At 58.9% G+C, this 20,306-nt stretch carries 27 protein-coding genes; 12 read left to right on the top strand and 15 right to left on the bottom strand.

Going from position 1 to position 20,306, the window contains the following annotated elements:
* Positions 1–204 precede the first annotated feature (204 nt).
* Together BMH52_RS00985 and BMH52_RS00980 are read left to right on the top strand one after the other, a co-directional pair.
* A complete protein-coding gene (locus tag BMH52_RS00985; protein WP_019820908.1) occupies positions 205–519 on the top strand; it encodes a hypothetical protein in 315 nt (104 codons plus the stop codon).
* A 289-nt stretch (positions 520–808) separates the two neighbouring features.
* Positions 809–1,021, top strand: a complete 213-nt coding sequence (locus tag BMH52_RS00980) for a cold-shock protein (RefSeq protein WP_003192493.1) — start codon at positions 809–811, stop codon at positions 1,019–1,021.
* Positions 1,022–1,088: 67 nt separating this feature from the next.
* Here BMH52_RS00980 and BMH52_RS00975 read toward each other — a convergent pair whose 3' ends face one another.
* A complete protein-coding gene (locus BMH52_RS00975) occupies positions 1,089–1,409 on the bottom strand; it encodes an I78 family peptidase inhibitor (RefSeq protein ID WP_003192494.1) in 321 nt (106 codons plus the stop codon).
* Positions 1,410–1,553: 144 nt separating this feature from the next.
* The gene (locus tag BMH52_RS00970; RefSeq protein ID WP_014719123.1) at positions 1,554–1,859 is read right to left on the bottom strand and encodes a hypothetical protein; all 306 of its coding nucleotides are present in this window, start codon (positions 1,857–1,859) and stop codon (positions 1,554–1,556) included.
* Positions 1,860–2,015: 156 nt separating this feature from the next.
* Here BMH52_RS00970 and BMH52_RS00965 point away from each other — a divergent pair, with 156 nt between their 5' ends.
* Entirely contained in the window at positions 2,016–2,222 is a 207-nt protein-coding gene (locus tag BMH52_RS00965) for a hypothetical protein (RefSeq protein WP_014719124.1), read from the top strand.
* 29 nt (positions 2,223–2,251) lie between these two features.
* On the opposite strand, the gene BMH52_RS00960 is transcribed toward BMH52_RS00965, so the two are convergent.
* From BMH52_RS00960 to BMH52_RS00930, 7 genes are read right to left on the bottom strand one after another with little or no spacing between them, the layout of a single operon-like run.
* Positions 2,252–3,280, bottom strand: a complete 1,029-nt coding sequence (locus tag BMH52_RS00960) for a nucleoside hydrolase (protein ID WP_019820906.1) — start codon at positions 3,278–3,280, stop codon at positions 2,252–2,254.
* A gap of 27 nt (positions 3,281–3,307) precedes the next feature.
* On the bottom strand, positions 3,308–3,712 hold the full coding sequence (gene rbsD / locus BMH52_RS00955) for a D-ribose pyranase (RefSeq protein WP_019820905.1): 405 nt from the start codon (positions 3,710–3,712) through the stop codon (positions 3,308–3,310).
* Positions 3,709–4,626, bottom strand: coding sequence for a ribokinase (rbsK, locus tag BMH52_RS00950; protein WP_073842564.1), 918 nt, complete (start codon positions 4,624–4,626; stop codon positions 3,709–3,711). Before rbsK ends, rbsD begins: the two co-directional genes overlap by 4 nt.
* Before the next feature lie 23 nt (positions 4,627–4,649).
* Positions 4,650–5,672: a LacI family DNA-binding transcriptional regulator gene (locus BMH52_RS00945; protein WP_073842562.1), complete on the bottom strand. Its 1,023-nt coding sequence runs from the start codon at positions 5,670–5,672 to the stop codon at positions 4,650–4,652.
* 3 nt (positions 5,673–5,675) lie between these two features.
* The gene (locus BMH52_RS00940; protein WP_044275169.1) at positions 5,676–6,653 is read right to left on the bottom strand and encodes an ABC transporter permease; all 978 of its coding nucleotides are present in this window, start codon (positions 6,651–6,653) and stop codon (positions 5,676–5,678) included.
* Positions 6,650–8,203 (bottom strand): sugar ABC transporter ATP-binding protein, encoded by a 1,554-nt coding sequence (locus BMH52_RS00935; RefSeq protein ID WP_073842560.1) that lies wholly within the window; start codon positions 8,201–8,203, stop codon positions 6,650–6,652. The genes BMH52_RS00940 and BMH52_RS00935 overlap by 4 nt, the downstream gene beginning before the upstream one ends.
* A gap of 57 nt (positions 8,204–8,260) precedes the next feature.
* Positions 8,261–9,220, bottom strand: coding sequence for a sugar ABC transporter substrate-binding protein (locus BMH52_RS00930; RefSeq protein WP_014719130.1), 960 nt, complete (start codon positions 9,218–9,220; stop codon positions 8,261–8,263).
* Positions 9,221–9,785: 565 nt separating this feature from the next.
* Here BMH52_RS00930 and BMH52_RS00925 point away from each other — a divergent pair.
* From BMH52_RS00925 to BMH52_RS00915, 3 genes are all read left to right on the top strand, one after another.
* The gene (locus BMH52_RS00925) at positions 9,786–10,874 is read left to right on the top strand and encodes an asparaginase (RefSeq protein ID WP_019820900.1); all 1,089 of its coding nucleotides are present in this window, start codon (positions 9,786–9,788) and stop codon (positions 10,872–10,874) included.
* 192 nt (positions 10,875–11,066) lie between these two features.
* Entirely contained in the window at positions 11,067–11,318 is a 252-nt protein-coding gene (locus tag BMH52_RS00920; protein WP_014719132.1) for a DUF1654 domain-containing protein, read from the top strand.
* Between the two features lie 4 nt (positions 11,319–11,322).
* Positions 11,323–12,012 carry an endonuclease gene (locus BMH52_RS00915; RefSeq protein ID WP_019820898.1) on the top strand — a complete coding sequence of 230 codons (690 nt, stop codon included), beginning with the start codon at positions 11,323–11,325 and terminating at the stop codon, positions 12,010–12,012.
* 35 nt (positions 12,013–12,047) lie between these two features.
* Here BMH52_RS00915 and BMH52_RS00910 read toward each other — a convergent pair whose 3' ends face one another.
* Positions 12,048–12,413, bottom strand: coding sequence for an SPOR domain-containing protein (locus BMH52_RS00910; protein ID WP_019820896.1), 366 nt, complete (start codon positions 12,411–12,413; stop codon positions 12,048–12,050).
* A gap of 264 nt (positions 12,414–12,677) precedes the next feature.
* On the opposite strand from BMH52_RS00910, the gene csrA reads away from it, so the two are divergent.
* The 3 genes from csrA (at position 12,678) to BMH52_RS00895 (ending at position 13,738) form a co-directional block, all read left to right on the top strand.
* Entirely contained in the window at positions 12,678–12,872 is a 195-nt protein-coding gene (gene csrA, locus BMH52_RS00905) for a carbon storage regulator CsrA (protein ID WP_003192511.1), read from the top strand.
* 210 nt (positions 12,873–13,082) lie between these two features.
* Entirely contained in the window at positions 13,083–13,343 is a 261-nt protein-coding gene (locus BMH52_RS00900; RefSeq protein WP_019820895.1) for a hypothetical protein, read from the top strand.
* Between the two features lie 98 nt (positions 13,344–13,441).
* The gene (locus BMH52_RS00895; RefSeq protein ID WP_014719136.1) at positions 13,442–13,738 is read left to right on the top strand and encodes a hypothetical protein; all 297 of its coding nucleotides are present in this window, start codon (positions 13,442–13,444) and stop codon (positions 13,736–13,738) included.
* Here the strand turns inward: BMH52_RS00895 and BMH52_RS00890 are convergent.
* A complete protein-coding gene (locus BMH52_RS00890; protein ID WP_014719137.1) occupies positions 13,700–14,404 on the bottom strand; it encodes an HAD family hydrolase in 705 nt (234 codons plus the stop codon). The two genes, BMH52_RS00895 and BMH52_RS00890, sit on opposite strands and share 39 nt — an antisense overlap.
* A 184-nt stretch (positions 14,405–14,588) precedes the next feature.
* Here BMH52_RS00890 and BMH52_RS00885 point away from each other — a divergent pair, with 184 nt between their 5' ends.
* Genes BMH52_RS00885 through BMH52_RS00875 form a run of 3 tightly spaced genes read left to right on the top strand, consistent with a single transcriptional unit; the run spans position 14,589 to position 16,960 of the window.
* The gene (locus BMH52_RS00885; RefSeq protein WP_014719138.1) at positions 14,589–14,849 is read left to right on the top strand and encodes a DUF2790 domain-containing protein; all 261 of its coding nucleotides are present in this window, start codon (positions 14,589–14,591) and stop codon (positions 14,847–14,849) included.
* A 42-nt stretch (positions 14,850–14,891) separates the two neighbouring features.
* On the top strand, positions 14,892–15,563 hold the full coding sequence (locus BMH52_RS00880) for a heavy metal response regulator transcription factor (RefSeq protein WP_003192516.1): 672 nt from the start codon (positions 14,892–14,894) through the stop codon (positions 15,561–15,563).
* Positions 15,560–16,960 carry a heavy metal sensor histidine kinase gene (locus tag BMH52_RS00875; protein ID WP_072433803.1) on the top strand — a complete coding sequence of 467 codons (1,401 nt, stop codon included), beginning with the start codon at positions 15,560–15,562 and terminating at the stop codon, positions 16,958–16,960. The genes BMH52_RS00880 and BMH52_RS00875 overlap by 4 nt, the downstream gene beginning before the upstream one ends.
* 12 nt (positions 16,961–16,972) lie before the next feature.
* Here the strand turns inward: BMH52_RS00875 and BMH52_RS00870 are convergent, their stop codons facing one another.
* The 4 genes from BMH52_RS00870 to BMH52_RS00855 form a co-directional block, all read right to left on the bottom strand.
* Positions 16,973–17,464, bottom strand: coding sequence for an anti-virulence regulator CigR family protein (locus BMH52_RS00870; protein WP_014719140.1), 492 nt, complete (start codon positions 17,462–17,464; stop codon positions 16,973–16,975).
* Positions 17,465–17,528: 64 nt separating this feature from the next.
* A complete protein-coding gene (pcp, locus tag BMH52_RS00865; protein WP_073842558.1) occupies positions 17,529–18,158 on the bottom strand; it encodes a pyroglutamyl-peptidase I in 630 nt (209 codons plus the stop codon).
* 7 nt (positions 18,159–18,165) lie between these two features.
* Positions 18,166–19,116: a DUF979 domain-containing protein gene (locus BMH52_RS00860; RefSeq protein WP_056785791.1), complete on the bottom strand. Its 951-nt coding sequence runs from the start codon at positions 19,114–19,116 to the stop codon at positions 18,166–18,168.
* Positions 19,113–19,829: a DUF969 domain-containing protein gene (locus tag BMH52_RS00855; RefSeq protein WP_014719143.1), complete on the bottom strand. Its 717-nt coding sequence runs from the start codon at positions 19,827–19,829 to the stop codon at positions 19,113–19,115. The genes BMH52_RS00860 and BMH52_RS00855 overlap by 4 nt, the downstream gene beginning before the upstream one ends.
* Positions 19,830–20,306: the final 477 nt, after the last annotated feature.

The raw sequence follows: 20,306 nt of genomic DNA, 5'->3' as shown, positions 1-20,306 counted from the left end.
AAAAAGGACCTGGCAAGGCGGCAAATGGCGCGCCCGGAAATAGCCAGGCAAGGATGCTAGCACAGATGAACGGTCATCGCGTCGGCCAAGCGTTGGGTAAAGAGCAATTCATGGCTTTATAGCTGCGAAAGTGAACTTGAGCTGTACGCAGGGCCTCAAAGCCACTGAGAATCGCCGTTCGTCCTCGACCCAAAGGAGCATCCCATGATGCGTTTTACCTCTACCCTCGCTGTCGCCGCTACCCTGAGCCTCCTTTCCCTCGGCGCGCAGGCTGCAGCGCCTTCCAACTGGCCAGCCGGCGCCCGTGACGCCTTCGTCAACGACTGCAGTGCCGCCGCCAGCCAGAACGTGGACGTCAAGACCGCCAAGGCCCACTGCGAATGCGGCGCTGACAAGATCAATGCCGAATTGAGCACTGCCGAGATCAAGGAATTGATGACCAACCAGAACGCCAGCCCGGAGCTTAAAAACAAAGCGGTCGCGGCTATTTCGTCCTGCAAAGTAGTGAAGAAAAAGTAAGATTGGCTGACGATTCGACGGCCATTTCGCTGGAAAAACAGCCTGAAAACTGCCATTTCACACAAATTATGCAGGTTTTACGGCTTTTTTTAACAGCTGATATTTCGTCGCAAAGCCCCGTAAATCGGGGCTTTCAGCCGAATGATGAATCAAACGCAAAGCGATTGATTAGCAAACAGTGCCTTGGGGGGGCTCCCAAGCCGAACATTTCGACTATGATAGCCCAGTGTGCCCAGTTGGCCTGAGCAGCACAGCACTACTGAAAATATATGTTTCTTGGAGATACACCATGTCTAATCGCCAAACCGGCACCGTTAAATGGTTCAACGATGAAAAAGGCTTCGGCTTCATCACTCCTACAGGTGGCGGTGACGACTTGTTCGTACACTTCAAAGCTATCGAAAGCGACGGTTTCAAAAGCCTGAAAGAAGGCCAAACCGTTTCCTTCGTGGCTGAGAAAGGCCAAAAGGGTATGCAAGCTGCACAGGTTCGCGGCGAGTAATTCTCCGCTGAGCTAAAAAAACCCCGTCCATGTGACGGGGTTTTTTATGGGTAATGCAAAAGCCGTATCAGCCGCAGTTAACCCGGTTGATCACCAGATTGTTGTCGGTGTTCAGGTTCAAGCGGTCGGAGCGATATTCCAGCGTGATCATGTCATTGGGCTTGAGAATGCGTGCATTCTGCGCGCCGGCACGTGTGCGAGCTTGCTCCAGCAACTGGGGCGAGGCCTTCTGGCCGATGGCGAACTCTGCAGCCTTCGACTCACAGCGGCTATGACCGGCATCGGTCGCAGTGGCAGCTTTGCCTGGCTCAGAGGCACCCGGGGTGCTGCAACCCGCCAACGCGAGCGCAGCCAACAAAGTACCGAATGATGCGAGCTTCCAAGGCATGAAGCCTCCTATGATAAAAAGTGGAGAGAGATCGTGCGACATCAGTCAAAGCGATTGGTTTCAAGACGTTAACCGCTTGTGGGCAAGTCTGCCTGACTCACTGCTGGCAAGCGCCCTGTCAATCGTGACTAGATATGAACGCACTTAGTAGATGTCGATATAGTCTGACGTCGCTGTAGGCCAATTCTGCTTCAGCGCGTTAAAAATCTGCATGACCCACACTTCATCACTGGCCGCCACGAGGCCGACATAACCGGAACCCTTGGCCCAGGTCTCCAGGCGAAACAGCAGGCCACCGATATCAGCCCCCCCGACTACGCCGGAAGAAATGTAGGCAACGCCTGCCTTGCTCACCCGCAGCTGGGTATGTTCGTCGTCACTGGCGCTGCCAAGCAGTTGGCGCACGGCCTCCAGCGTCAGGTTGTCGGGGTTGCTCAAATCGATTTGCACGCGGTGTTTCCCGGCCATTTAACAGGCCGACAGTGTCGCACAGCCGCTGCTTCATGCCTAAGTAGCAGTGCCAAATGCCGTACAAAATGCTTAACTGCGCCCCTCTGGAACGGCGTTCCAGTGCACTACCCCGCATTTTCAGCCCGTGAGATTTCCATGACCACCGTAACGCTTCAAGCCGACATCAAAGCCAAGTGGCCCCAAGGGCAAAGTTCCTACAGCCCCGGAAGCCCGGAAGAACTGGCGATCATTGGTATCGATCTGTTGGTCAAGGAACTGGGCACCCAGGCGGCGCAAGCGTTCATCGGCCAGATATTCGAGAAATACCCGGCCGACTACAGGGGCGCCCAAGAGCGCGATTAGAACCGGGCGACGAGTGCCGCCCCGCTAACTTACTTCAGACGCGCCAGGCGCTCGGTCAACAGATCGAAGAAGCCCTGGGCGTCGCCATTCTCAACCCAGAACACATTCTTTGGCTGCTTGAGCCCATCGTACCAATCGACGATGGTCTGGCCGAAGGTCGGGCCTTCGCGGCTGTCGACTACCATATTGGCCTCACGACCGCTGAACAGCGAAGGCTTGAGCAGGTACGCCACCACGGTAGCGTCATGGACCGGGCCACCCGGAATGCCGTAGTGCTCCATATCGCCTTTGACGTACTCATTCAGAATACTGCTGACGACCTTGCTCGCGTTGTTGTTCAGGTCCGCAATCTTCTTCAGGCGGGCGTCGCTGGTGAGGACTTTATGGGTCACGTCCAACGGCAGGTAGGTCAACTTCACACCGCTTTTGAGCACGATCTCCGCCGCCACCGGATCGGCGAACAGGTTGAACTCAGCCACTGGGGTGATATTGCCGCCATTGAAGTGGGCGCCGCCCATCACGACCACTTCCTTGATGCCCTGGGTGATTTCGGGCGCTTGAGTCAGTGCCAGTGCCAGGTTGGTCTGCGGGCCGAGCATGGCGATGGTGATGCTGTGCGGCTTGGCGCTGCTCAGGGTGTTGATCAGATAGTCGACCGCATTGCCTTCGGCCAGACCTTTTTTCGGTTCATGCACCGTGACGCCCGAGATGCCTTCCTTGCCATGAATATTCTCGGCGTAGATCGGTTTGCGCAGCAGCGGCGCTGGCGCACCGGCGTACACCGGGATGTCCTCGCGCCCTGCCCACTCGCGCGCCAGGCGTGCGTTGCGGGAGGTCTTGTCCAGGCGCACATTGCCGGCGACGGTGGTCAGCGCACGAATGCTCAACTCCTGCGGCGAGGCCATGGCGAACAGCAAGGCCACCACGTCATCGGCACCCGGGTCGGTATCGATGATCAGGTCGATTTTTTCCGCCGCTTGGGCGCTTGCAGCAGTGAGCGCGGACAAAAGCAGAACACTCCGGAACAGGTTTTTCAGGGTAGGTAGACCACGTTGCATAAAGCACTCCTTGTCATAGGGGGGACGCTAGAACGTTACGCCGGACACCAGCGCGATATTGCAGTACGGCTGGCATTCGCCAGTGCGCACCACGGCGCGGGCATTGCGGCTCAATTGCTTGAATTGGTCATGGCTGAGCAGGCGGCGCTCACCCAGTGCAGCCTGCTCTGTGAGCGCATTTAGCGCGGTCAGCGCGGGCGGTTGCTTCAGCAGGATCTCTTCTGCCAGCACATGGCTTTCCACCTGCATTTCGCTAAGCACGATGCGCAAGGTGCTGATGAAGTCAGGGATGCCCTGAGTCAGTGCCAGGTCGATCAGTTCGACGCCGGGAGGCACCGGCAGGCCGGCATCGCCGATGACCAGGATGTCGCCGTGACCCAGGGACGCGATCACGCGCGACAGGGCGATATTCAGCAAAGGTGTCTTTTTCATGCGGGCACAAAACCTTGTACGTCGTGCAGCGTAGGAATGGAAGGCTGAGCGCCGGCGCGGGTCACTGACAATGCCGCCGCCACCTGGCCAAAACGGATCGCCCGGGCTTCGCTCTGGCCCGCGGCCAGCGCGGCGGCAAAGCCACCGACAAAGGTATCGCCAGCAGCGGTGGTATCCACCGCCTTGACCTTCGGCGCCACCAGGTGCTCAAAGCTCTGGCCGTCGGCAAACAGCGCGCCCTGGGCGCCCAAGGTGATGATGACCTTACCGGCGCCCGCCTGGATCAGCGCGATCGCGGCGACCTTGGCACTGTCGAGGGAGTCGACCGTCACGCCACTCAGAGCGCTGGCCTCGCTTTCATTGGGGATCAGATAATCGATCGAGGCATACCAATCAGCGGGCAACGGCCCGCTTGCCGGGGCCGGGTTGAGAATGACCGTCTTGCCCAGTTCGCGCCCCCGCCGGAGCGCATACCCAACAGTCTCCATCGGCACCTCAAGCTGGCAGATGATCACGTCTGCCGCCTGCAGCACAGCGTCGCACGTTCGCAGCGACGCAGGCGTCAGCTCACCGTTGCTGCCGGCCACAATGACAATGGCGTTCTGGCTGCTGTCATCGACCACGATCAATGCCACACCACTGGAGCCGTCCACCGTGCTGACGGCCTGGCAATCGATCCCTTCCACCAACAGCGCATCGCGCAATTGGCTGCCATAGGCGTCGGTACCGATGCATCCCACCATGGCGACACTCGCCCCCAGGCGTGCCGAGGCGACGGCCTGGTTGGCGCCCTTGCCGCCGGGCACAGTGGAGAACGTCTGGCCGATCAGGGTTTCACCGGCACGCGGCAAGCGACTGGCGCGAGTGACCAGGTCCATGTTCAAGCTGCCTATTACCACTACTTTTGCTGGCATACATCAGTACTCATCAATTCGGTTCAGCGGTATTGGGCGAACACATCAGCCAATGGCGCAGTCGACTCACGCAAAACAATACTGGGCGTCACGATACGTTGATCGATCGGCAGTTGGGGTGTTGCTATTCGTTGCAGTAATAATTCGGCCGCAGTCTCGCCCAATTGCAGGATTGACTGGCCGACCGTCGTCAGCGCCGGGTAGACGTAGCGCCCCATCTGGATGTCATCGAAACCGATGACCGACAGCTCGCCCGGCACCCGCACATTGCGCTCGGCGGCGGCGCGCAGCACGCCAAAACCAATCATATCGTTGCTGGCGAAAATCGCGCTGGGTGGGTGTTGCGATAATAACTCTACGGCTGCGGCATACCCGCCCGTGCTGGTGAAATCGCTTTCCAGGGTACGACTGGCCAGCACCTCGATGCCCGCCTCGCGCAATGCACGCTGGTAACCCGCCAGGCGCATCTGCGCCACGCGGGTATGCCCAGGGCCGCCGATACAGGCGATGTCCCGGTGCCCCAGTTCAAGCAAGTGCCGGGTCGCCAGGTAAGCGCCCTCTTCGTGATCGATGCGCACCAGGTCCACATCAATCCCATCCAGCGCCCGGTCGACAATCACCATGGGCGTGCGCACTGCATTCAAGCCCGCGGCAAGGCCACTGTCATCGCCGCCCACGGATGTCACGATCAAGCCATCGACGCGCTTTTCCAGCAACACGCGCAAGTAACTGCGCTGTTTCTCTGCGTCGTCATCCGAGTTGCAGAGGATCACGCAATAGCCATTACGCTCGCAGTAATCCTCGATACCCCGAGCCAGTTCGGCAAAATACGGGTTGAGGCTATTGGGCACCAGCAGGCCGATGGTGGCCGTGGTCTTGGCCTTGAGCGAGCGTGCGACGGCACTGGGCACGTAGTCCAACTGCTTGATCGCCGCCTCGACCTTGATGCGTACCGGCTCGCTGACTGGGCGCGTCTTGTTCACCACATGGGACACGGTGGTGTAGGAAATACCTGCAAGCGCTGCCACATCCTTGATCGTTGCCATGGTTCAGCCCCGCCGACTGGCGCGCTGGCTGCGGTAAGTATCGAGGACCACGGCAATCACGATCACGGCGCCGGTAATGATACGTTTAGTCGGTTCCGTCGCGCCGATCTGTGCCAGCCCAGCGGCCAAGACCGAAATAATCAACACCCCGAAGAACGTACTGATGACCGAACCACGCCCGCCCATCAGGCTGGTACCACCGATCACCACGGCGGCGATCACTTGCAGCTCCAGGCCCGAACCGGCATTCGGGTCCGCCGCTTCCAGGCGCGAAATCTGGAACAGCGCCGCCACACCGGCCAACAGGCCCATCAGGCTGAACACCAGAATCTTGTATGGCTTGGGGTTAATACCCGCCAGGCGCACCGCTTCTTCGTTGGTACCGATGCCGATCAGGTAACGCCCGAACACAGTACGGGTCAGCACCAACTGGGCCGCAATAATCACCAGCAGCGCAATGATGAACGACGGGGAAATACCAAAAGCAATCGGGTTGGACAGCCAGGCAAATGAGTCACCGATATAAGCGGTGCGCGAGCCCGTCATCTGGTAGGCCACGCCGCGGGCCATCTCCAGCACGCCGAGGGATACGATAAATGACGGAATGCGCCAGGCCACCGTGATGGAACCGGTGATGGTGCCGGCCAACGCCGCGCAGCCCATACCCAACAGGGCGGCGGGCAACACGCTCCAGCCCCAGCCCAGGATCGCCACGCTGACCGCCGAGGCCGCCAATGCCAACACCGAGCCCACGGACAGGTCGATGCCGCCAATGATCAGGATGAAGGTCATGCCCACCGCGAGCACCATCAGGTCAGGAATCTGGTTGGCCAGGGTGCTGAAGGTGTCATAGGACAGGAAGTGATCGCTGAGCACCGAGAACAGCGCAATCATCGCCAGCAAGGCACCTGCCAGCCCCAGGTAAGTACCCAGGCCATAGAAGTTGCCGCCAGTTTTACCGGGGGAAATGTTTGTTTTCATAGGGTATTCCTAGGCGCGGCTTCGTTGAGCAGCGCATCACGTTTCTGATAGCCGGCAAAGGCGGCGGCGAGCAATTCGTCCTGGGTCCAGCTGTCACGCTCGAAGGTCTCGATCAGCCGCCCGGCGGACAACACACCGATGCGGTCACAGATCAGCATCAGCTCACGCAGGTCACTGGACACCACTACCAGCGCTTTGCCCTGACGGGTCAATTCACCGAGCAAAGCGTAGATGTCGAACTTGGCACCGACGTCGATACCACGGGTGGGCTCATCGAACAGCATCACCGCGCAATCGCGCTCCAGCCAGCGGCCAATCACCACCTTCTGCTGGTTACCACCCGACAGCTCGGACACCAGTTGCGTCGGACTGGAACTGCGGATACGCATGGCGTCGATCTGGCGCTTGGCCAGAGCGGTTTCGTTGCGACTGTTGACGACGCCACCGCCGGAAATTTCCGGCATGTTGCCCAGGGCGATGTTGGCGCTGATGGACTGGGTCAGCAGCAGGCCTTCGCCCTTGCGGTCTTCGGTGATCAAGGCAATACCATGACCGACCGCGTCGACCGGCGAGCGAATGCTCACCACCTTGGCCGGCGAACCCAAGGCCACGGTGCCGCTGTCAGCCGGGTCGGCGCCGAAGATCAGGCGCAGCAATTCGGTGCGGCCGGCGCCGATCAGGCCGGAAATGCCATAGATTTCACCGGCGCGCACTTCAAAGGACACATCGCGGACCTTGTCCGAACGGGTCAGGCCCGTCACGGTCAAGGCCGGGCCTCCGATGGTGCGCGGGCCTAAATCGATGTGTTCACCCAGTTCGCGACCGACCATCAAGGTCACCAACTGCTCACTGTTGTAATTGGCCATCGGCTCGACGCAGACCAGCTTGCCGTCGCGCAATACCGCAATGCGCTGGGCGACACGGGCCAACTCTTCGAGCCGGTGAGAAATATAAATGATCGCCACGCCTCGAGCCTGCAGGCGCGTGATTTGTTCGAACAGCATCTCGACTTCACGAGCAGTAAGCATCGCCGTGGGCTCGTCGAGGATCAGTACATGGCAGTCGCCGATCAGGTTACGGGCGATCTCGACCATTTGCTGGTGACCGATGCCCAGGCTGCCCACCAGCGTGTCCGGGTCGATCGCGTCCAGGCCGACTTGGGCCATGGCTTCGATCGCGGCTTTGCGCAGTTGTTTGCGGCTGATCCAGCCACAGCGGCTCGGCAGGCTATCCAGGAACAGGTTTTCAGCCACGGTCAGCGTCGGCAGCAGGTTGAGTTCCTGCATGACCATGCGCACGCCCAAGGCTTCGGCCTGGGTGCGGCTGGCGGGGCGGTAATCCTGACCATTGAATTGCATGTGCCCGGTAGTGGGCGTGACCAAGCCACCGATGATCTTCGACAAGGTGCTTTTGCCTGCGCCGTTCTCACCGGTCAGCGCCAACACTTCCCCGCGATTGAGCGTCAGGGTGATGTCGGACAGAACCGGTTGGGCATAGGTCTTACCGATACCGCTGACCGAGAGGACAGCGTTCGGGGCGGAAGATGACATAGGAAAATCTCCAGGCGCCCGCTCAGGACGAGCAGGCGCTGTTGGGTACTGCCAGGATTACTGCTTGATGACGAGCTCGACCGGGGTTTCGATCACGCCATCTTTGGCATCGACTTTCTCACCCTTGACCAGCTTCAGCGCGTTCTGGATACCAAACACGGCTTGCTGGGCAGCGGCCTGGTCAGCGGTGGCCAACACACGACCGTCCTTGAGCATTGGTTTGATCGCGTCAATGTTGTCATAACCCACAACCAGCACCTTGCCGGCCTTGCCTGCCGCACGCACGGCGGAAACAGCGCCCAGGGCCATGTTGTCGTTACCGGCCAACAGCGCCTTGATATCCGGCGTTTCGCTCAGCATCGCTGCCGCGATCTTGTTGCCTTGGTCGATTTCCCAGTTACCGGATTGGGTGGAAACAATCTTCATGCCTGCCGCGTCCATCGCATCCTTGAAGCCTGCGGTGCGCTGCTGGGCATTAGTGGTAGTGGGTACGCCCTCGATGATGCCAACCTTGTCACCGGCGGCCAGTTGCTTGGCCAGGTAGTCGCCCACCAGCTTGGAGCCTTTGCGGTTATCCGGGCCTACGAACGGGATATTGAGGTTTTTGCTTTTGAGTACTTCCGGGTCCAGGCGGTTGTCGATGTTGACGACTTTGATACCGGCATCGGAAGCTTTCTTCAGCACACTGGCGAGTGCCTTGGAGTCGGCGGGAGCGATGACAAGCGCATCGACCTTGGCGTTGATCATTTCGTTGACAATGGCGATCTGCGCGCTGGTATCGGTTTCGTTCTTGATGCCGTTGGAGATCAACTTGAATTCTGTTGGGTGCGCTTTCTGGTAGTCCTTCGCACCGTCGGTCATGGTGACGAAAAACTCATTGGCAAGGGACTTCATCACCAAACCCACGGTAGGCGTTTTGGCAGCGTCATCGGCAAATGCAGAAGAGAGAGGCAAAGCGGCGGATGCGGCAGCAAGCACAGCAACAGCAAGAAGACGTCCAGCAAATGGCAGCTTCATGGGTTCACTCCGATCTTATGATTATTGTGAGCAACGCTTGCACCGAAGACCCCTTCGGCAGCCCTCCCACTTGGGCGGCTGATACGAGCTGTCACGATGTGCCAAGGGCGCAGTGAAACATCTCGCAAACGTTTGCGTTGAGCAAACTATGAGAACCTTGTCGAGATTTGTCAACGGTAACAGCAAGGCTTTCACGGACGCCCTCCAGGCCCTCCCTTCAGCTATCGGCCGCTGATACGTTTAAGCAAGCTCGCCCTCTCTGACCTTCGCTGAAACGACAGCCTTGGTGGCGAATGATCACGCAGGGTGCCCGGACAAATCGTGAACGCTTTTCGGACAACCGAACACCACAGCCCTTCTCGTTCGGAAAGCCGGACAGCACCGACCCCCACCAAACCGAAATCTTGCTTTAAGTTGTTTTAAATCAATAAGTTAATTTAAAAAAACCAACATGCTCAGCCTGGTACAAATCCTGCTCTTTCTCAGCACCTCGCGGCGTTCAGAACCGCCCGGGTGTTCTAGATGAACCTGCTACAGCACTCATCAAAAACCAGAGAGAAAAATAATGAAATCTGCATTGAAGAACGTTATTCCGGGCGCATTGGCCCTTCTGCTGCTGTTCCCCGTTGCCGCCCAGGCAAAGGAAGTTGAAAGCAAGACCAAACTGTCCAACGTGGTCATCCTCGCCACCGGCGGCACCATCGCTGGCGCCGGCGCCAGCGCGGCCAACAGCGCCACCTACCAGGCAGCCAAAGTCGGCATCGAACAACTGATCGCCGGCGTTCCTGAGCTTAGCCAGATCGCCAATGTTCGCGGCGAACAAGTAATGCAAATTGCGTCGGAAAGCATCAATAACGAAAACCTGCTGCAATTGGGTCGCCGTGTCGCCGAATTGGCCGACAGCAAGGACGTGGATGGCATCGTGATCACCCACGGCACCGACACCCTTGAAGAAACCGCCTACTTCCTGAACCTTGTGGAAAAAACCGACAAGCCTATCGTGGTCGTCGGCTCCATGCGCCCAGGCACCGCGATGTCGGCAGACGGCATGCTCAACCTGTACAACGCCGTTGCGGTCGCAGGCAGCAAGGAAGCCCGCGGCAAAGGCGTGCTGGTGACCATGAACGACGAGATCCAATCGGGTCGCGACGTCAGCAAGATGATCAACATCAAAACCGAAGCCTTCAAGAGCCCATGGGGGCCAATGGGCATGGTCGTTGAAGGCAAATCCTACTGGTTCCGCCTGCCGGCCAAGCGTCACACCATGGATTCTGAGTTCGACATCAAGACCATCAAAAGCCTGCCTGACGTTGAAATTGCCTACGGCTACGGCAACGTGAGCGACACCGCTTACAAAGCATTGGCCCAAGCGGGCGCCAAAGCGATCATTCACGCCGGTACCGGCAATGGCTCGGTATCGTCCAAGGTCGTTCCAGCATTGGTGGAATTGCGCAAGCAAGGCGTGCAGATCATTCGTTCTTCCCACGTCAACGCCGGTGGCATGGTTCTGCGTAACGCCGAACAGCCAGACGACAAATACGACTGGGTCGCCGCCCTTGACCTGAACCCGCAGAAAGCCCGCATCCTGGCCATGGTCGCACTGACCAAGACCCAGGACAGCAAGGAACTGCAACGGATCTTCTGGGAATACTGATCCCTGCTGATTCACCTGTAGATGCTTTTGTGGCGAGGGAGCTTGCTCCCTCGCCATATTCAACCCCTCCCCCCCCCGCACCTCAACAAACTTCCTGATTCGCTGTCAGACGAACTTCTTGAAATTTAAGCAGTTGCGAAATTGCCTACAGTTAAATACTGTATGTGCGTACAGCCAATTAAGGAATGTTCTGTGGCAAAGCCCTCTTCCGCAGCCCCTGCATCGCCTGACGCCTACCAGCGCCTGGCTATCCGCGTGCAAAAAATCATCAATTCGACCAACGCCCAAAAAGCCAAGGCAGCGTTGATCTTCCGTTTACCCGATGAACCGGAGACCGATTGGCAACGTTTACTGGAAGAGATTTCGGAAAACGACAACGTCACCCTCGCCTATCGAGATGACGGTGGCGTGCAGATTTTCTGGGTTGTGCCGAAGGAAGATTGATTCAATGAGTGCCCGTTTTATTGCTGTGTGCTGTCTGTTTTTAACCGTCACCGCCAACGCCCAAGCCCCTCGAACCTTCAGCGAAGCCAAGAAAATCGCCTGGAAGCTCTACGCGCCGCAATCCACCGAATTTTATTGCGGCTGCAAATACACCGGTAACCGGGTCAACCTGAAAGCCTGCGGTTACATCCCCCGCAAAAACGCCAACCGCGCCGCGCGCATTGAGTGGGAACACATCGTACCGGCCTGGCAAATCGGGCATCTGCGCCAATGCTGGCAAAATGGCGGGCGAAAAAACTGCACGCGCCATGATGAGGTGTTCAAGCGCGCCGAGGCAGACCTGCACAATCTGGTGCCGAGCATCGGCGAAGTGAATGGCGACCGTAACAACTTCAGCTTTGGCTGGCTGCCGGTGCAAAGCGGGCAGTATGGCTCATGCCTGACCCAGGTGGACTTCAAGGCAAAGAAAGTCATGCCGCGCCCGTCCATTCGCGGAATGATCGCGCGCACGTATTTCTACATGAGCAAGCAATATGGCCTACGCCTGTCGAAGCAGGACCGGCAATTGTATGAAGCCTGGAACAAGACCTATCCGGTGCAAATCTGGGAGCGCCAGCGCAACCAGACCGTGGCTTGCGTGATGGGGCGCGGCAATGAGTTCGTCGGCCCGGTCAACCTGAAGGCCTGCGGCTGAACGTGGGCGGGGCTGCCCGCCCACCTGGCCTGCTGCTACTGCGCAGCCTTGTGTTCGATGATCTCCGACACGGTGTCGTTTTTCTTGGCCCGTGCCATTTTTTCGTTTAGCAGCGCCTGCTTGGCTTCGGCCTCGGCTTTGGTCGCGAACGGCCCCAATAGCACCTCATCCTTGCCGTCGACTTTGACGATATAGAAATTGAAGCCGTGTTCCAGCAACCAGGCGGTCAGGTCGGTGATCGCCTGCAGCTTGTGGTCCGGCGGGCCGACCCGTATATCCCACTCCTGAGCGGCAATCGCACCGGTTTGCGGCAGGCTTTCGGTCACGGCAGGCTTGGCCTTGGGGGCATCGACCGACTTACCTTCACCGCATCCGGCCAACGCCAACACCACAATTGCCATCGCTACTTTACGCACTGCCCTGCTCCTTTGAGGATCAAAGAGGCAACTTTACCATTCACTGTCTATTCTGGCCGTCATAAACGTTGGCTTAAACAATGCGAATCATGTATCGCGACCTGTATGATACCGCCATGGGAATTAATGTCGCCTCTATGCGTCCTAGAAAGAGGCAGTCACAGGGAAGCGCTTCGCAGTAAGCTACACACATCCGACACCTACCCTGTCTGAAACATGTGTCCTTAAAAGTAATTCAAGGAGAAGTCCATGCTTATACTCACCCGCAAAGTCGGTGAAAGCATAAACATCGGTGATGACATTACGATCACCATCCTGGGCGTTAGCGGCCAGCAAGTACGAATCGGCATCAACGCCCCTAAGGATGTTGCCGTGCATCGCGAGGAGATTTACCAGCGTATCCAGGCCGGCCTGACTGCACCCGATAAAAACCAGACGCCTTGAAACGCCTCCAGTAGCCAGCCTTTTCGTTCACTGTAACGGCTGGCGAAAACCCAATTGGCCTGCTCGCGTTTCCCCGCGTGACCAACGCGCCTTGAGCTTTCCCTTCGCTGCAAGATGAAACTGTCAGGGTATCCGGAACTTGTCGCGCTATTGGCAGCCCAATTTCTGACACTTTATCCTGCCATCCGAGTGCATTTCAGGAACACGTCGATGAGGCCAGCCGCGTCGCAATCCCTTGTTTCCAGATCCTGGATGATTGCCCTGTTGATAGGGCTGACCTTCGTGGCACTCGGGTGTGGCCTGAGAATGGAAGTTGAAGGGGCCGATCCCGGCACCCATTCCTGGGTGGATCTGGCGCTTCTACTCTGTGGTTACCTGCTTGTGTTCTGCCTCAAGCCCATCCAGAAGGTGATCTTGCGCAAGCTGTGTCAGCGCGCCGCTCATCGCGCCCATGAAAAAGCCGCACGCTGAGGGCGTTTAGCGGTTATCGGATCGCCGGTATTTACACCGCCGCACCACCACCTATCATTGGGCTTGCGTTGCGCAGCTAATCAAAGGTGCAAAAGCAGATGGACACCCTCAACAAATCCCAAATCGAAAAAGCCTTGGCAGAACGCCTGCCGAGCTACAGGGTTGAGTGCACGCTGCATGCCGACGGCACCCTGTCAGCCGTGCTCAGCGGCCCAGAGACCGATCACTTCGCGATTACTGGCATCGTGCGTGCGCACTATCACGGTACAGAGGCCATCAACCAGCTCGCCACCGAGATACTCAGGGAAATGGTGATGTCGCGCCAAGGCATGAAAAACAGCCGGTTGCAGGCGCTATCAGACTCCCTCGACTGCCTGGAAGGCCGAGACCGGTAACGGACTTAAGGACAGCAAGCCATCAGCCCCACGCTCGGCTTTCAACGCACTATATTCCTCGATGCAAGCATGGGCAGTCACCATCGGCGCCATGTGTGTCGAGGTCACCACCATGATATCCGCCCCCGCCGCTTCCCCAGCCTGAATCCCCACTGTGGCGTCCTCGAACACCAGGCAGTCTTGCACCGGCACGCCCAGGCGCTGGGCACCCAGCACATAACAGGCCGGATCGGGCTTGCCCGTCTTTACATCTTCGGCTGTCACCAGTACCGCCGGCACCGGAATGCCCGCCGCTTGCAGCCGGCGCACGGCCAACGCTTTTGGCGCAGAGGTGACCAACGCCCATTGATCGACGGGCAGGCTGGCCAAAAACGCCACCGCGCCGGGAACTGCCACGATGCCTTCGACATCGTCCAGCTCAGCCTCGGTGATCCATTGGGCTTCTACCTGTGGATCGACACCCGGCAACGCCTGGCGGGTGATCGTATCAATTGCGCGGGCACCATGAATGGTGTGCAGGAACGCTTCCACATCCAAGCCATGCCGTGCAGCCCAGATGCCCCACACGCGCTCCGCAGCCGCAATGGAGTTGAGCAGGGTCCCGTCCATATCGAACAGAAAGGCGCGGTAACGCCGGGTAAATACGTTTGGAGTTGGGCTGGACACTGCACGGCTTCCTCATGGGCTGGGCCCCTGCAATCTACGGATCACCTTGACGCTTGTAAACGCCGAGATCTGGCCCGTCAGTTCCGAGGCAAAAATGACGAACTTGTCATAATCCTGTTGGTTGGCTGTTGGGGTCGCCTGGTTACCGTGAGCTCACTACCCACCCGGAACGTGAGACACCACCATGAAACTGATTGCCCTGGGCTTCGCCGCTTTGCTCGTCACTGGCTCGGTATTCGCTGCCGACGCCGCCCCTGCCGCCAACGTGATCCATGACAAGACCGGCTTCTTCGTGCACCTGGATGTCGCCAAGGTGCTGTCGAGCACCGACACCTACGGCCAATGCGGGGTTGTGCCGGCGCAACTGCGCTACCTGGACCACCAAGACCGCGAACATGTGCTGGATTACCAAGTCCAGGGCACCGGTTGCGCCAATGACAATTGATCGGGCTACACTGGCGCAACTTATTGAAGCAGAGCACTTCCCATGAACATCCTTGTAGTCGAAGACGAACCCAAGGCCGGCAATTATCTGCTCAATGGCCTGCAGGAACTGGGGCATTGTGTGAGCCTGGCCCGCGATGGCGTGGACGGTTTGCACCAGGCCCTTGAAACGCCCTTCGACGTGATCGTACTCGACGTGATGATGCCGAAAATGGATGGCTGGGAAGTGCTGCGTCGCCTGCGCAAAGAGGCCGATACGCCGGTGCTGTTCCTCACCGCCCGCGATGACATCGCCGACCGCATCAAAGGCCTTGAACTGGGTGCCGATGACTACCTGATCAAGCCCTTTTCGTTCGCCGAACTGGTGGCGCGCCTGCGTACCCTCAACCGTCGTGGCCCGAGCCGGGATGAAGAGCAACTGCACATCGCCGACCTGCACATTGACGTACTCAAACGTCGGGTCACCCGCGCCGGCACGCGCATTACCCTGACCAACAAAGAGTTCGCCCTTCTGCACCTGTTTGCCACGCACCAGGACCAAGTGCTGTCCCGCTCGCTGATTGCTTCGCGGGTATGGGACATGAACTTCGACAGCGACACTAATGTGGTGGATGTCGCCGTGCGCCGCCTGCGCCTGAAAATCGACGACCCGTTCCAGCTCAAGCTGATCCACAGCGTGCGGGGCATTGGCTACCGCTTCGATACCCAGCCATGAGCCGCCAGCACCCTTACTCCCTGACCCTGCGCCTGGCATTGATCTTCGCCCTGCTCGCCTTCGCCCTGCTGGCCACCCTGGGCGTGGCGCTGTACCGGGAGCTGGAGCGCGAACTGATCCGCCGCGATGACGCCGCGCTGATATCGCGAGTGGATCAGTTGCGCAACCTGCTTAACGACAGCAATACCTTGGACTTGATCAAGACCAAGCCAGAGCTGTTCCAGAACATGTTGGGCAACCGCGAATCGGTGCTGAGTATCGCCGCACCCGGCCAGCAGCCGCTGCTGCTGGTAAACCCGGGAAATATTGAGTTGCCGTCGATCCAGCCGCTGCCCAAGGATCACCGGCTCATATTGAGCGACGTGCAACATTTGCCAGGCCTGAACGGCATTCCCTTCTCGCTGGTGGCCGTGGACATCGACTCCGGCGACCTGGGCAGCTTGCAAATCACCAGCGGCCGCCTGATGACCGAGCGCACCGCCGTGCTCGCCAGTTATCGACTCAGCGTCTACATCCAGGCGAGTATCGCCGCGATCATCCTGGCGCTGGTGGGTTACCTGCTGGTTCATCGCGGCTTGCTGCCGTTGCGCCGCCTGGCCCGGCATGCCCAAGGGATCGGCGTCAGCAACCTGGCCGAACGCCTCGACAGCCACGGCGCGCCGAAAGAATTGCTGCCCATGATCGACTCGTTCAACACCATGCTTGAGCGCCTGGCCAAAGGCTTTGTACAACTGGGCCAAGTGTCCACCGATATGGCCCATGAACTGCGCACCCCGATCAACAACCTGCTCGGCGAAACCCAGGTGGCCCTGCAGCAGCAGCGCAGCATCGAGAGCTACCAGCAACTGCTGGCCTCCAATGTCGAAGAGCTGGAGCGCCTGGCGCGGATGCTCGACAACATGCTGTTCCTGGCCCGCACCGACCCCGCCAGCGCACTGCGCCAACGCCAGGCGCTGGACGCGGCGGATGAAGTGGAACGCATCGCGGATTACTTCGAGGGGCTGGCCGGTGATGTGGACATGCACATCACGGCCTTGGGCGAAGGGGTGATCTGGGCTGAACCAATGCTGCTGCGCCGTGCCTTGGCCAACCTGTGTGCCAACGCCATCAAGTATGGCGCGCCGGGCTCGGAGCTGAGTATCCAGGCAGTGCCGGATGGCGCGGGCATCAACCTGAAAGTCAGCAACCAAGGCCAGACGATCCCGGCTGAGCACCTGCCGCGGCTGTTCGAACGGTTCTACCGGGTCGATGAATCCCGCGAGCGGTCATCCCAGTCCAACGGCCTGGGACTCTCGATCGTGGCGACCATCATGCAGCTGCATAACGGGCGGTACCGTGTAAGCAGTGAAGATGGCGTGACCTGTTTTGAGTTGTTTTTCCCCGGCCGTGAAGCCTGAGGGCGCTACACCTCAATCAAACGCCCCGTTCAGAACTTCGTAGATGATACCGGTCGCAATGGCCACCAATATCAAGTCGGTTCCCGCTTGCTGCCATTCGTAACCATCATAACGAGGCAACTGCCCCAGCAAGCGGCCGTCCAGCTTCTTGGCAATACCAGGCGGCAGGGGCTTGCCGCGTGCCAGGTTTTTCTGAATGCCAGGCGGTAAGGCTGGCCCTGGGCGCCAATAATCGCGGTGACCGCCCAGCACGTTCAGTACAAGACCGCGATCAACGCTGAAGTCATTTCTGGATTGGCCGCCCTTGTCTTTGGCCTTACCCGGCCCGCCCTGGGCATTACCTTTGTTATTACCGTGACCTTTGCCGTTGTCCTGCCCACCATAGGCGTCACCCTTGTTATTGCCTTGGCCTTTGCCATTACCTGGATCTGCAAGGGCAAGGCCACTGGTGACGGACAGTGCAAGCGACAACGCAGCCGATACAAGTTTCGTACGCTTTAACATGGCGACTTTCCGAGGCAAGGGTGTGCTGGAACTGTAGTTGAAATTGCAACACAGCGTACAGCTGTCAGCTGATCTGGCCACCGGCAAGGACGACATCCGCCTGGGTTTGCCAGGCTGCCAGCGCCGCAACCCGCAGCCCTTCCACGGTTGTCGATAGCACCATCGACGGCTCGCTCGATCCGGGCAAGCCGGGAACGTGAATAAACCCACTGCGCACCCCAGTCCCCACCAAGGCGTGCTGCAAACGATAAAACACCTGGTTGCACACAAACGTCCCCGCCGTCTGCGATACCGAGGCCGCAATACCCGCCTCACGCACCGCCTTGACCATGCCCTTGATCGGCAACGTCGAGAAGTACGCCGCCGGGCCGCCCTCCACCACTGAGGTATCAATTGGCTGAGCGCCCAGATTGTCGGGAATACGCGCATCGTTAACGTTGATCGCAACGCGCTCGATGGAAATATCACTGCGCCCAGGCCCCAGGCCCGTGGCGATGACCATTGCCGGCTGCAGTTCGTTGATCAACTGCAGCAAGGTCTCGGCGGCGGTGGCAAATGCGCAGGGCAAGCAACGCGCAACTATCTTCACGCCCTCGCTCAACGGCACACCGTCCAACTGGCGCACGGCCTCCCAAGAAGGGTTTACCGCCGCCTTATCAAAGGGCTCGAAGCCCGTCAGCAATACGTTTTGCACAATGACCTCACATCAACAGGTAAAGCAGCACGATATTGACCACCAGCATCATCAGCGCCGTGGGTATCTGGGCCTTGATCACCGCATTTTTGTCCGGCAGTTCCAGTAGCGCCGCCGGTACGATATTGAAGTTGGCCGCCATGGGCGTCATCAACGTACCGCAATAGCCCGAGAACATACCAATGGCCGCCATCACCGCAGGGTTGCCACCGTAAATCCCCACCAGCACCGGCACGCCGACGCCACCGGTCATCACCGGAAAGGCCGCAAAACCATTGCCCATGATCACGGTAAACAAGGCCATGCCCAACACATAGACCATCACCGCCACCAACTTGTAGTCCAGGTTGATGTAGGTGGTGGTGACATGAGCGACCGCCGTGCCCACCCCGGCCTCATTGAACAACAGCCCGAGCATCGCCAGCATTTGCGGGAGCACCATGGCCCAGCCCAGGGCTTCGGTCAGGCGACGAGATTCGCGTAACGCTTGTACCGGCGTATCCCGGGTCAGCCAGCAGGCCAGGCCAAGGGCGATCAGGCAACCGATGCCGAGGGAGACAAAGGTGGTGTTCTTCGGGTCCAGCAGCGGTACACCACCGATTTCGGTGTGTTTGAGCAACACTGAGCCAATCACCGTGGTCAGCGGAATCGCCAACGCCGGGATGAACAGTTTGTGGCCCAGGCGCCCGGCACTGGCGCGGGACGCCTTGTCGTGCAATTCGGCATGCTGGCCACGACCAACGCCGCCCAAGCCCGCAATCAATGCCATCACCACCACACCCACTCCGATGACCACCGAAGGCAAGCGCTCGCCTATAAGGAACGGTACGGCGAACAACAACCAGAACAGCGCACTGGACCAGCGCTTGGGGTGGGAACGGTCGAGCAGGATCATGCCGGCGGTGATCAGCAACAGCACGCCCGCCAGCCAGTACAGGTATTGAATGGAAATAATCATTGAGCAGCCTCCACTGGAGCGGTGGCCGAGCTCATTTCGCGGGTCAAGCGCCGGTCGAAACGATGCAACCGGATAGCGTGAATGATGAAGGCGCAGATCGCCGTCGGGATGCCCCACACCGCAATGTGCAGCGGCTCCACATCAATCCCCGAGCCAAGCAGGAAGGTGTGCATCAACGCAATCGCACCAAAGGCCACGAAGATGTCCTCACCAAAGAACAACCCGACGTTGTCGGTGGCAGCGCACATGGCCAGTACCTTGTGGCGTAGCTTGTCAGGCAGCTTGCCATAACGTTTTTCTGCGGCGCCCTCGGCCATCGGCGCCAGCAGCGGCCGCACCATCTGCGGATGCCCACCCAGGCTCGTCAACCCCATGGCCGCCGTGGACTCACGCACAAACAGATAGATGATCAACAAACGCCCGACCGTGGCGCGTTCGAAGCGTGCAATCCAGTTCTGCGCATGCAGGCGCAGGCCATGGCGTTCCAGCAGGCCAATCACCGCCAGCGGCAATAACAGAATCAGTTGCAAGGCACGGGTCTGAAGGAAGCCATCGCCCATGGTGGCGAGAATTTTTTCCAGCGGGAACTGGGCGGCAAGCCCGGTGGCGATGGCGGCCGCGGTGACCACCAACAGCGGATTGAAGCGCAATACAAAGCCGACCACGATGACAAGTACGCCGATCAACGGCCATAAGTTCACAACAGTTTGCATGGCGAAGAGGTCCTTTAGTGCGCGCTGCGGCGCCATAACAGCAGGATGTGGGCCGAGGGCTCACAGCTTGAAAGTGGCGTGCAATCGGCTCGGTTTTTTATTGTTGACCTGGAAGGTCGAGCGTCAGTGGCGGCAACTTTGCTGCCTGGGGACGGGGGTGTCCAACAAGAAAAATTGTTGCTGCAAACCAATAATTTTTGTGGGGGGATGGCATCGGGGGTACGGCACCATGGAGAGATTCAGCGCAGTTTTTTTGGAAAAGACGTGAGGATGAACTCGCTATGGCGTCGGCAGGGAAAATTCCTGATCTGCACCTATACTCCACGGTGCAGCTGTGTGTACTTGCAGTTCATTCACGGTGTCACGCCGACAATGAGGGTTCCCGCTATGTATGCCGGACAAATGAGTAATATGGCGACCACACTTGGCGAAATACGCTGCCAGCTGTTCGCCCAGGTAATTTGCCTGCTGGCGGTG

The sequence above is a fragment of the Pseudomonas sp. BTN1 genome (assembly GCF_001907715.1).
Lineage (GTDB): Bacteria > Pseudomonadota > Gammaproteobacteria > Pseudomonadales > Pseudomonadaceae > Aquipseudomonas > Aquipseudomonas paracarnis.
This window is presented reverse-complemented; position numbering and strand designations above follow the sequence as displayed.